6 protein-coding genes and 1 pseudogene are annotated in these 13,076 nt (G+C 35.2%); 2 read left to right on the top strand and 5 right to left on the bottom strand.

Annotated elements, in window-relative coordinates; translation table 11 throughout:
- Nucleotides 1-80: 80 nt before the first annotated feature.
- The 5 genes from BSF42_RS03240 to BSF42_RS03220 all read right to left on the bottom strand — a co-directional run bounded on the left by BSF42_RS03240 (nucleotide 81) and on the right by BSF42_RS03220 (nucleotide 8,898).
- Nucleotides 81-797, bottom strand: coding sequence for a thioredoxin domain-containing protein (locus tag BSF42_RS03240; RefSeq protein ID WP_095951694.1), 717 nt, complete (start codon nucleotides 795-797; stop codon nucleotides 81-83).
- A 7-nt stretch (nucleotides 798-804) separates the two neighbouring features.
- On the bottom strand, nucleotides 805-1,863 hold the full coding sequence (locus tag BSF42_RS03235; RefSeq protein WP_095951693.1) for a sterol desaturase family protein: 1,059 nt from the start codon (nucleotides 1,861-1,863) through the stop codon (nucleotides 805-807).
- Between the two features lie 319 nt (nucleotides 1,864-2,182).
- The gene (locus BSF42_RS03230; RefSeq protein WP_095951692.1) at nucleotides 2,183-4,096 is read right to left on the bottom strand and encodes an arylsulfatase; all 1,914 of its coding nucleotides are present in this window, start codon (nucleotides 4,094-4,096) and stop codon (nucleotides 2,183-2,185) included.
- A gap of 188 nt (nucleotides 4,097-4,284) precedes the next feature.
- The gene (locus tag BSF42_RS03225) at nucleotides 4,285-5,757 is read right to left on the bottom strand and encodes a RagB/SusD family nutrient uptake outer membrane protein (RefSeq protein ID WP_095951691.1); all 1,473 of its coding nucleotides are present in this window, start codon (nucleotides 5,755-5,757) and stop codon (nucleotides 4,285-4,287) included.
- Nucleotides 5,758-5,772: 15 nt separating this feature from the next.
- Nucleotides 5,773-8,898, bottom strand: coding sequence for a TonB-dependent receptor (locus tag BSF42_RS03220; RefSeq protein WP_095951690.1), 3,126 nt, complete (start codon nucleotides 8,896-8,898; stop codon nucleotides 5,773-5,775).
- A gap of 1,081 nt (nucleotides 8,899-9,979) precedes the next feature.
- Between BSF42_RS03220 and BSF42_RS03215 the strand changes: the two are divergent.
- Nucleotides 9,980-11,454, top strand: a pseudogene (locus BSF42_RS03215) (nitrate/nitrite transporter).
- 21 nt (nucleotides 11,455-11,475) lie between these two features.
- On the top strand, nucleotides 11,476-13,068 hold the full coding sequence (locus tag BSF42_RS03210; protein WP_095951689.1) for a magnesium transporter MgtE N-terminal domain-containing protein: 1,593 nt from the start codon (nucleotides 11,476-11,478) through the stop codon (nucleotides 13,066-13,068).
- The last annotated feature ends 8 nt before the right edge of the window (nucleotides 13,069-13,076 follow it).

The following is a 13,076-nucleotide window of genomic DNA, read 5'->3' as shown; positions in this document are numbered from 1 at the left end:
TTGCGGAGCTTCGACTCCGCTCAGCCTGACAAACTGTGCGATTTGAGTACTAAAAGCTTTACGTTCAAAAAATTTAAATGCTACTTCGAAGCCAATGCAACATCGACTTCATTTTTCAAATCGTTGATACCTTGTTTTTTAAAGACAATTTTTCCATCTTGATATAAAATTAAAGTCGGAAAAACTTTGATTGTTTTTAAATCGGCAATAACTTGTGGACTGTCTTCCAATTCGATTTCGACCACTTTTAAAGCAGCTCCGTATTCTGTCCTGATGGTTTCTAAAACAGGTTTTACTTTTTTACAAGGCCCGCAGTATTTGGAACCAATATCTACCAAAACGGTTTTATTATCGGCAATGATTTTATTGAATTCTTTTAAGGACAATTTACTTTTGAGATTGGAATAAAAAGGTTTTCCGCCGCCGATCCAATTAGCAATTCCGCCTTCGAGACTATACGCTTCTTTAAAGCCATTTTTTAATAATTCTTTTTCTAAAGCCACACTTCTTCCGGCTCCGATTGAGTAAATAAAAACGGGTTTAGATTTATCCAATTTTGAGGCATATTGCTCATAATTTTCAGATTGAAGATTAAAGTTTACAGCGCCTTCAATATGATTCAAAGCAAATTCGTCTGGAGTTCGAGCATCAACAATTTGTGGATTTTGTTGACTTTTTATTTTGGAATAAAAAGAATCTAAAGACAATGAACTGTGATTTTCATTTTGCGAAAAAGCAGCAACTGCCCAAAAAAAGGCAATTGCTGTTATACTGGTTTTTAAGATTTGATTTTTCATAGAAATACTAAGCTTGTTCTAATACTGGTGAAGGAGTTTCCTCTGCAGTAACTGGTTTTGATTTTAATGGAAGTGACAAAACACCTTCTGCCAAAGCACTTCCTTCTTTTTTAGATTTGAATATTGGCCATAAAAATTGGGCGTACCATTCTTCTTGTTTGTATGATTTTGTTCCGTAAGATTCTGGAAATTTACGAGTGATCAATCCTGTTCCGAAGATTACATCCCAGATAAAAAACATATTTCCAAAGTTTCCTTTAAAGTGTCCAACACCATCTCCGCTTGTATCTGCGTGATGCGCATGATGTGTAGCCGGAGTAGAAATTAAACGCTCTAAAACCCATGCAATTGGATGTAAAACTTTGTATTTGTAAAATGGTTTATCCCAAGCAATACTAGAGTGCGCACCCAAAGTGATGAAACTTTTGATTACCAAAACAAATAGAGCTGGTAATCCTAAACCTAAATACGTTAAAGTTGCTGTCAAATAAATTTGAGAAAAGAAAACCGTATAAATAAAGTTCTGTCTAGACGCCATCGCCATTCCCATGTATGGAGCAGAGTGGTGTGTTCTGTGAAAGCGCCATAAAAACGGAACTTGATGATGTAATCTATGGTACCAATACTGCGTTAAATCGTCAGCAATTGCGATCAGGAAAAATCCTCCCCAAAATGGAACCCATGATAAAGAATTAGCCGCATTTGGTAATAAATAAGGTAAAGCGGTTAAGCTGAAAAAAGCAATTACTGGTGGTAAAAGTACTTTTGGGGCTAAGAAACTTACGATATCTATCTTACGTTCTTCGCCTGTCCATTCGTCATCGTATAAACCTGCTGCAAATTCTATAACTCCCAAAACAAGCATAAAAACAATTAACCCCCAGGATCTGATGTTTGCAAAAACAGGCTGCGCGAATTCTAAAAATGCTGGAAGTGTAATATGTGATTCACTAACAGCACCGCCTGTTAATTTAAAATATAGGTAAATTGCCACTACGGGCAGAGAATAAATAAAAAAGCTTATTATTAAATCTCTCGTTAATTTTTCTTTCTGAACTATTGCCATGATTTCTTATTTTAAAAATTGATTAATTAATGCTAATCCTCCAGCCAGAATTGCCAGTGGAACTAAAAATAGAATTGTCCCAACGACAATTTTTTTTCCTATTATTTCATAATCTACTCGTTTCATATCTTTCTGAATTTAAATGCTTTAATGTAAAATTAAATAAAAATAGTTACTAATTCTATGGAGTTAGTAGAATTTTGTTATTTGTTTTTATCCTGCAAAGTTTCCAAAACCTTGGAGGTATGACTTTCAAACTTTAAAATCACTTAAAGATTTTGCAATTTGACTTTAAACCTACAAGGTTGTGATAATCTAGTTAATTGGTACTTCCTGGTTTAGTGGCTTGTTTAATTAGATCTGAAACTGTTTTTCCTTTATCAGCTCCAGTGTTATGGATTCTTCTGTTGTAAACGTCCTGCCAGTCGATCAATGGATAAACATTATTTTCTTTAGCCTGTTCATCAAATAATTTTTGAAGTTCGGCTAGTTTTTCAGGATATTTTTTAGCTAAATTATTACGTTCGTTAAAATCTTCGTTTAGATTATATAATTCCCAAACATCAGCATCAAAATTGCTTTCTGCAGGTTTTTCGTTTTTACCAAAAGCTTTTTTTACTGCAAATGAATCTGGAAGGTGCGCTGCTCCAGCTTTCCATCCATCTTTGTAAATAGCCCTGTTTCCGAAGATATAATAATATTGAACCGTGTGTAAAGATGCTGCTTTCGGATTGTCTATAGAAGCCTTGAATGTAGAACCCTGAATGATATCTTGTTTAATTCCTTTGATATATTCCGGCGCTTTGATTCCGACAATATCCAAAGTCGTTGGAAGTAAATCTGTAACGTGGCTGTATTGGTTTCTAATACCTCCTTTATCTTTAATTCCGTTTGGATAAAATACAATCAGCGGATTATGCGTGCCGCCTTCAGATTGTGCATCTTGTTTCCAGTTTTTAAAAGGAACATTAGTTGCCTGAGCCCAACCTAATGGGAAATTTGTATTCAAGCCTTTTGGTGTACCAATTTCGTCAATATTGGCTAAGTTTTTCTTCAGGTTTTCTTCGTCAGAAACACCTTGAGAAAACAGGTTTTGATTAATTGTTCCTTCCGTGGTTCCTTCTTTACTTGCTCCGTTATCTCCAATGGCAACAAAAATTAAGGTGTTGTCCAGCTGTCCGCTTTCTTTTAAATAATTTACAACCCTTCCCACTTCATAATCGGTATAAGTTAAAAATCCAGCGTAAACTTCCATAAAGCGGGCATATACTTTCTTTTGGTCTGGAGTTAGTTTTTTCCAATCTGTAAGCAGCGGATTGCGTTCTGGCAGTACAGCATTTGCGGGAATAACACCCAATTTCTTTTGGTTTGCAATAACTTCTTCACGATAAGCGTCCCATCCTTTGTCAAACTTTCCTTTGTAAGGATCACTCCATTTTGTGGCTACCTGATGAGGTGCATGCGCTGCTCCTGGTGCGTAGTATAAAAAGAACGGTTTTCCAGGCGCCGCTTTTTGCTGTTTTTGAATATAGCTGATCGCTTTGTCAGTAATTAATTCATTTAAATGACGTCCGTCTGGTTTAATATGAACTTGATCTTCTACTAAATCAGGATTGTACTGATCGGTTTGTGAACCTAAGAAACCGTAAAAATGATCGAAACCTTTTCCTGTCGGCCATCTGTCAAATGGCCCAGCATCTGATGCTTCTTCGTCTGGTGTTACGCCATATTTCCCCACAGCAAAAGTGTTGTAGCCATTTTCACGTAAAATCTCTGCAATTGTTCCTTTATCCGAAGGAATTCTTCCGTCCCAACCCGGAAAACCAGCTGATAAAATAGTATGAGAAAATCCGCTGACGTGTACTCTTCCTGAATTTCTTCCCGTTAATAATGCCGCACGTGTTGGAGCACAAATGGCAGTAGTGTGAAAATTGGTATAGCGTAAACCATTGTTTGCTAAATTATCAAAAGTAGGAGTACTGATTAAACCGCCAAAAGTACTTGCAGCTCCAAATCCTACATCATCCAATAAAATCCAAACAATATTTGGCGCGCCTTTCGGAGCTTTTATCGGCTCTGGCCAATATTCTTTAGAATCGGCCAAAATTTTACCAATAGTTCCCTTAAATTCTGTTTTTTCTTGCGCAAATCCGATCTGGACTGCCAGAAAAGCGGTAAACAAAAGCCCTTTTTTCGAGCTTTTGATTACCAGGTTATTTTTTAAATTTCTCATTTTATAGTTTTTTTAGTTATAAGCTTTTTTCATAATCATATTTTTTAAACACAGAGAATCATACGTTTAGAATTTGTAAAATGCGTTTCACTTGTTTAAACGCACATAGTAATTCTATGAGTGAGAAATAGGTTTCTCTTTAAATTCTTTTTATTTAAAAAAATATCTATGTTTATATGTGTTAAAAATTAATATCCAGAGTTCTGCGGTAAACCGTCTGGATTGATGTTTCGCTCGCTTTGAGGAATCGGATACAGATTATTTCTTTCTGAAACAGAGTTTTTAGCCGTTACTTTTTTCACTTCAGTAACCAATGTTCCCCAACGAACCAAGTCAAACCATCTTTGTCCTTCCTGAACAAATTCTTTTTTACGTTCTTCCTGAATCGCAGCTCTAAAAGTCGTCTGGTTTAATCCGGATAAATCTATCGCTGCATCGGGCGTTGTAATTGGTTTCCCAAAAGCTCTTCTTCGTATTTGGTTGATTAATTCGTAGGATTCAGCAGTTGGTCCGCCTTGTTCGTTTATCGCTTCCGCTAAAGACAATAAAATATCGGCATAACGAATAACTGGAAAGTTGATCGCGACATTTGCAGGTGTTGCCAGATTGGTTAAATCCAAGTATTTTTTGAAAATTGGTTTCGGAAATGTATAAAGTGCTCCCGTTGTTGGATTCAATAATTGTTTGGCATAACTCACATCCCTTCTTTTATCTCCAACGGCGTAAATGTCATAAAACAACGCTACGTCTGAGATAATATCTGCGGGCTCTGTTGCCGTAAATCCAGTAAAAGTTGTTGCTTGAAAAGTACTTCCGCTAGAACCATTTCCTGCTTGATTTGGTTCAAACTGTACAGAAAATATATGTTCTTTTCCGTTCTTTTTCGTTTTAGTAAAAATGTCCTGAAACTCTTCAAATAAAGCATATCCGTATCCGCCGTTAATTACTTCTCTGGTTTTTAGAATAGCATTCGGCCAGTCTCTTCTAGTCAAATACACTTTTGCCAAAATTGATTTTGCAGCTCCAGAAGTTGCACGGCCAGCATCTGCAGCAGAGTAAGTTGGAGGCAAAGCTTCAGCGGCAGTCAAATCGGTAATAATTTGAGTGTAAACTTCTTCTACAGTTGCTCTGTTTGTTTTAAGATCTCCTAAATTAATAGAAGTTGCTTCGTGCAAAACAATTGGAACGCCGCCCCAAAGACGAACTGCCTGAAAGTACAGCAAACCCCTTATGAATTTGGCTTCGTTAATTAATCTTGTTTTGATGACTTCATTTCCAGACACTTTCGGAATATTATCAATGGAAACATTCGCTCTATTTATTCCGGCATAAATTTGTCTCCAAGCAACTTGAACACGATCACTAGTTGCATCATGTGTCAAACTGCTCAGCGCTCTAACCTGCGGATTTGTTGCAGAAACTCCAGCAGCCGCATAATCTGAGCCCATATCTGTTAAGAAGTATAGGTTTCTTCCAAATAAACTCTGTTCTCCTGGATCAAGGTTTAGCGATGCATAAACTGCAGTTACGCTTGCCACGGCATCATCTTGTGTGATAAAGTAATTATCTTCGGTTACAAAAGAGGTTGGTGTTACCTCCAATTCTGTGCACGATACAAATAGTCCGGCACTTAATAGAAATGTTATAATGATCTTTTTCATTTTATATTTTTTTACTTAGAAAGTTACGTTCAAGCCCGAGATGAATGTTTTAGAGTTTGGATAAGAACCAAAGTCAATTCCTGGATATAAGTTGTTTTGTTCGTATGAACTTACTTCTGGATCATATCCAGTATATTTGGTCCATGTAATTAAGTTTTCTGCAGAGATGTAGAATTTTACACTTTTTGTTCCCAGTTTTTTAGAAACACTTTTTGGTAAAGTATATCCCAGTGTGATTAATTTCAATCGTAAGAAAGAGGCATCTTCTACATAACGCTCAGAAACAATTCCTAAAGGAGAACTAGATGCTCTCGGAATTTCATTACTTGGATTTGTTGGTCTCCAGCGGTCATTTAAAGTCGCAGCTGCGTTTGTTCCCAGTGTAGAAATTTCTAACTGCTGATTTAAAGCATTGAAAATTTTTCCGCCGTAAGATCCTTGGAAAGAGAAATTTAAATCGAAATCATTATATGAAATTGTATTACTGAAACTTCCAACAAATTTCGGCTGAGAAGTTCCTAGATTTCCTTTGTCAAGAGCATTTATTACACCATCTCCGTTTGCATCTATATATTTTCGGTCGCCCACTCTGGTATTGGCTAAACTGTTTATTTTTGGCTGAGTATTAACTTCTTCCTGAGTTTGAAAAATTCCATTTGTTTTATATCCCCAAAAACTTCCCAAAGGCAGACCCACTTTTACAATAACGGGTTGCTGCTGTAATAAAGAACCGTTTGGAACTACAGGGAAAAACTCGTTTACACCATTTCCTATTGAGACAACTTTATTTTTATTAGCAGAAAATACAATGTTGGTATTCCATGCAAATTTTTCTGTTTTGATGTTTTCCGTTGTCAGACCAATTTCAATACCTTTATTTTCAACACCACCAATATTTTGAAGAACCGTTGCATAACCTGAACTCAACGGAACAGGAACGTTGATTAACAAATCGTTTGTTTTTTTGTAATACACATCAAAAACAAAATTGATTTTTCGGTCTAATAATGATAAATCCAATCCAACATTATATTGATTTGTTTTCTCCCATTTCAAATCTGGATTTGCCAGTCGGGTAGGAGCCAATCCTGTGTATAAGGTACCTCCAAAAGAATAATTTACAGAACCCATTGAAGCAAGAGAAAGGTAATTTCCAATTTCTTGGTTTCCTGTTGTTCCCGCAGTAATTCTAAGTTTGGCTTCGGTTACACCTTTTATGTTATTTGCAAATTCTTCGTCAGTAATATTCCAAGAGAATCCAGCAGATGGAAAATATCCCCAAAGTGATTCCGACCCAAATCGTGAAGAACCATCGGCACGTCCTGATAAAGTGAAGTTGTATTTTCCTTTATAAGAGTAATTTACTCTTGCCAGCCATGATTTTAATACACTTTCATAAGCATCGCTGTATGGTTTTACGGCTATTCCGTCTTGCAGTGCATTGTACGTATTAGCATCATTTACAAAAGTCTGCGCTCCAGCATTTACCACTTCACCTTTTGTGTACTGAAGTGTGTAACCTCCTAATGCTGAAAACTTATGGCTTTCGCCGAAATTAGTATTATAATTTAATGTGTTTTCGTTTAAAACAGAACTTACAACTCTTTCGCCAATCGAAGCCAAACCTTTAGTTCCTGCACCATTTGATGTATTTGAAGGCGCATAATAATTTTGTTTAGTATTTAATACATCTCCGCTCACGGCAACCTTAGCGGTTAATTTTTTAGTGATTTTGTATTCACCAAATAAACTAGTCAGGATTCTGTTTAATTTGGTTTCATTAATGGTGTTTTCCAAATCATTAATCGGGTTAGAAACGTAACCGTTTACAGAAGTAGCGTAAGGGTTATTCGTTACATTGTAACTTCCGTCAGGATTTTTTATAGGAACAACCGGCGCTGTCAATAAAACACCCACTAATGGATTTGGATTTCTTCCGCCGCTGCTGCTTGCGCCAACACCGTTTGTAATTGAATTGGTGTAATTAGCATTTACTCCAAACTTAAAGTTCTGAGAATAATTACGTTCATAATTAACACGAAGAGAAATACGTTTAAAATCGCTTCCCAATACAATTCCATCTTGATCAAAATATCCTGCAGAAATTGCGTATCGAGATCTTTCATCGCCTCCAGAAAAAGATAGCTGATGATTTTGAATTGGAGCAGCTGTTACAAATGCAGCAGACTGCCAGTCGTAATTGCCAGAAGTTTTTAAGGCTTCAATTTGGGCATCAGAAAAAGAAGGATTCTGACCAATACTTGCCTGAACATCATTTCTTAAACCTGCCCATTCGCTGGCATTCATCAGCCTAAGTTTTTTGGAGATATTTTGAAATCCGAAATAACCTTGATACGAAATATTGTCTTGGCCTTTTGTTCCTTTTTTAGTGGTAATAATTACAACACCATTAGCACCGCGAGATCCGTAAATTGCAGTTGCAGAAGCATCTTTAAGCACTTCCATAGATTCAATATCCGCAGGATTAATCGTAGACAGCACATTTACACTTGCACCAGCATATGCCACTCCCGTAGAACTGTTGCTGTTATCATTGTAAATTAAAATTCCGTCTACCACATAAAGTGGCTCATTACCTGCAGTGATTGAGTTTCCGCCTCGAATACGAACGCTTGAAGAAGCACCCGGACGGCCAGAACTTTGTGTAACTACAACCCCAGCAACGGCACCTCTTAAAAGATTGTCTGCAGAAGAAGTTACCTGAGATAAATTGGCTTTTGGAACAGATGCTACAGAACCTGTTATGTCTTTTCTTTTTTGGGTTCCGTAACCTACAACTACCAATTCGTCTAATTCTTGTCTTTCTTCTTTTAAATGAATAATAACTGGATTTTTTTCAACTATAATTTCCAGCTTTTTATATCCAATGTAACTTACTATTAAGGTGTATGGAAATTTCTGACCTGTCTGAAAATAAAATTTTCCTTCAGCATCCGTAACAACTCCGTGAGTGGTACCCTTAATATTGATAGAAGCACCTATAATTGGTTGATTTGTAATGTCATCCACAACAGTTCCGTCAAGTTTAGACTGGATTAAAGGGATAGTATTTTGGGCTTTTATTCCCGCCGTTATTAAGAGGAGAAACAGCGGTATGTATATATTTAACTTTTTTTTCATTTCTTTGTATTGGTTTTAAGTAATTAACAAGACGCCCTGAGCACTGTTTTTACAGCACTCTAAAAGTGTTCTTGATTTAGTGATAAATGTTCTTTAAGCCTTGCCATTTCTGTTGCCGCAGAAATGGCTTTTTTTATTTACAGCAATAGTTTTGAATCGTTTTCATTTTAGTTTTTTTAGTTGTTAGTTATTTAATTTATTGAATAAAAGGTATGGTTTCAAGAATCCTTCCCATACAAAAAATGTATCAGATAGATTTTTGGGTAAATTCAGTAAAATAGTTTTGAAGGTATTTTTTAAGAAACCTGCTCTTTTGTAAAGATCAAACGGCAGATAAAATAAAAGTAGATTTTAACAACAGAAACACATATAACAGCAAGTGTTATAAGTGTACTTTTTAGGAAGAATGTAATGCGATATGCTTTCTGTTGTTTTCACAATAATAGTTTTTATGGTTTGAAATACTATTTAAAACTCTACTAATCCTATAGACAAAGTTAAATTTTATATAATAAAAACCAAAAGTTTGTTGGTTTTTTTTTGAAAAAGCTTCATTTCTATGTACTTACAGATTGTTTATTTTCTTCCTAATCCCTTATTTTAAGAGGGTTCTTTAAGCAAATGAAATTCAAAAATGGTTTAAAAAAAAGCAAAAAACAATTGAAATTGTAGTATTTTTTACTTTGTTTTTTATCTTTTCTAATTCTTATAAAACTAAAAAAAGAGGAAAAAACGTCACGCACAGATAAAAATGTATTCAAGTTTCATTTTAAATGAAGAGTCATTAAACTCTTACTGTCATAATTTTTAAAATTTAGGCTTTTGAAATTAAATTAGGCAGGAGTTATTCATTCAACAATTAAAATTCTTACAAAGAACGTTTATAAATTAAAGAGCTTGTTTAAAAAAATACAGACTGTTTTAAGTGTAATTAATTAATATGTTGTACTTTAGGTTGTTGTTAGATTAAGGATAGAATTATCTTTAATATGATATATGTCATATTTTGTAAGTATTTAAGGTTTTAATTTTGGTGCATTATTGAAGGGCATCTTAGTTCGATAATATTTAAAATTTTGATATGGATAACCTTTCTCAATCACACCGAATTTTATTTTTAAATACACTGGCTTTTACGATTTGTTTTGCCTGTTGGACATTAAATGGTGTATTAGTTACTTTTTTGGCCGATAAAGGAATTTTTAATTTTACTGTAATTGAAACCGGCTGGCTTTTAGGAATTCCTATTCTTTCTGGTTCTATTTTTAGACTCCCAATCGGAATTTTGACAGATAAATATGGGGGTAAAATTGTCTTTTCAACTTTACTTTTACTGTGTTCAGTTCCACTTTTTTACTTCCTTTTGCCAATTCATTCTGGAGTTTTGCTGTTTTAAGTTTTTTCTTCGGATTGGTAGGAACCAGTTTTGCTGTTGGAATAGGCTATACATCTGTTTGGTATCCAAAAGAATGGCAGGGCAGGGCATTGGGAATTTTCGGAATGGGAAATGCGGGCGCGGCAATTACCACTTTTATTGCTCCAACTTTATTAAATAATTTCACTGAAAATGATCCAATAAATGGATGGAAAATGCTTCCTGTTATTTATGCAGTGGTTCTTGTAATTATTGGAATACTTTTTATTGTTTTTGCTAAAAATAAAACTAATCAAGGTGTTTCAAAAACAATGACCGAATTACTTTCTCCGCTTAAAAAGACCAGAGTCTGGCGTTTTGGAACTTATTATTTCTTGGTTTTCGGTTTTTTCGTAGCCTATTCGCAATGGCTTCTTCCCAATTTTATGAATGTTTACGGTACCACTTTAGTCATGGGCGGTATGTTTGCTACAATGTTTAGTTTACCGTCTGGTGTAATTAGAGCTTTTGGAGGTTATTTATCAGATAAATTCGGAGCTAGAAAAGTTATGTATTGGGTTTTAGGTTCTTCAATCGTAATCAGCTTTTTATTAATGTTTCCGAAAATGGAAATCTTTACGGCAGGTCCCGGCGTTATGGCAATGAACAATGGTGTTGTAACAGAAATTGCTGCAGATAAAATAATTGTAAACGGAAAAACGCATCAAATCAATGCTAAAAAAGATTTAGAAAAAGACAGTCAATCTGTTTTTCCAGTAAAAACTTCTTGGCAGGAAATTATTGTAAAACAAAATCAGGAAGTCAAAAAGAAAGAATTACTGGCGCAGGGAATTACACAAATAAATTTTAGCGCGAATCTTTGGGTGTATTTGGTTTTGGTAATCCTTATTGGTATTTCTTGGGGAATAGGAAAAGCAGCGGTTTACAAACACATTCCAGAATATTTTCCAAACGAAGTAGGAGTTGTTGGCGGAATGGTTGGTTTAATTGGTGGACTTGGCGGATTTTTAGGTCCAATAATATTTGGATATCTGCTCAATTACACTGGCTTATGGACCAGTTCCTGGATATTTATTTTCGTGGTTTCTGTTCTTTGTCTTCTATGGATGCACAGAACAATTATCAATGCGACCAGAAGTAAGTTACCAAACTTTACTAGAGATATAGAAAATAATCATTAAAAAATTAAATAAAGTAGACATATGAAAACTTGGTTAGAGAAATGGGATCCAGAAGATGAAGCGTTTTGGAATAACGGCGGCAGTAAAATTGCATGGAGGACACTAACGATTACAACGATAACTTTAATCTTGTCATTTGCTTCTTGGTTTATGATGAGTGTTATTGCAGTAAAATTGCCCGGACTCGGATTTAATTTTTCAAAAGATCAGCTTTTTTGGTTAACCGCTATTCCTGGATTAGCAGCTGGATTTTTGAGAATTGTTCATACTTTTCTATTACCAATTTATGGAACACGTCATATTGTATCATTTGCTACAGCAATTAAACTTATTCCCGTAATCGGAATTGGTTTTGCCATTATGGATGTCAATACACCATTTTGGGTATTTGCAGTTTTGGCTTTTACAACTGGTTTTGGTGGTGGAGATTTCTCATCCTACATGCCAAGTACAAGTTTGTTTTTTCCTCAAAGGCTGAAAGGAACTGCATTAGGATTACAGGCTGGAATTGGAAATTTTGGTGTTTCCATTGCACAATTTGTGACACCGCTTATAATCAGCGTTGGGATTTATGGTGCTGCAACTAGTTTTACAAGTGTAGATCCTAAAGAAACTTTAGCACTTATTAAAAACTCAAGCATAGAAAAACAAAAGGAAGTTTTTGCTACACTTGATGCTGAAGTTCAAACTAGAATACTTTCCTCTGTAAAACAAAATGTAATTGATTCTGTAACAACGGCGGTAAACTCGAATGATAATGTAGTTGTATTTTCTGCATTACCAGTAAAGGCAAAAGCAAAAGCCATTGCAAATGCAAACCCAAAGTTGGCCGAAAAAATCTTAGATAGTATTAATCCCGAAAATACAGCGATAATAAAGACAGAAATATACTTGCAGTCAGCAGCTTTTTGGTACGTACCTTTTTTAATAATCATGACAATTTTAAGTTGGTTTTATTTAAGAAGTATACCAATGATGGCATCTGTAAAAGAACAAATGGATATTTTTTCTAATAAACACACTTGGTACTGCACGATTACTTACGTAATGACTTTTGGAACTTTTGCAGGTTTATCTGCCGCTTTTCCTTTAATGATTAAGTTTCTTTATGGAGATTTTCCTAATCCGCCCGATCCTTTAGTATATGCATTTTACGGTCCGTTATTAGGTTCTGCCAGCCGTGTTGCTTTTGGATTTGTCGCTGATAAAGTGGGAGGGGCAATTTTAACAACCATAACAGGTTTAGGAATTTTAGCGGGAGCAATTTTATTAGTGACACAAGGATTGGTGGCGCCAACAAGTATGGATCAATTTCCGCTTTTTGTTACGGTAATTTTAGCCATGTTCTTTTTTACCGGAATTGGAAATGCAGGTACTTTTAGACAATACCCAATAATCTTTAAAGAAAATCCACGTCAGGCTGCTGGAGTGATAGGCTGGACAGCTGCAATTGCCGCTTTTGGACCTTTTATCTTTTCTAAGCTAATAGGAAATAATATTTCTGCTAATGGTACTGTAAATCAATTTTTTATAGGAGTTTGTTTTTTCACTATCTTAGCTACAGGGATCAATTGGTGGTTCTACAATCGTAAAAATTGTGAAAAACCAAGTTAAATAAGTAA

This window comes from Flavobacterium sp. ACN6 (assembly GCF_002304005.1).
GTDB lineage: Bacteria > Bacteroidota > Bacteroidia > Flavobacteriales > Flavobacteriaceae > Flavobacterium.
This window is presented reverse-complemented; position numbering and strand designations above follow the sequence as displayed.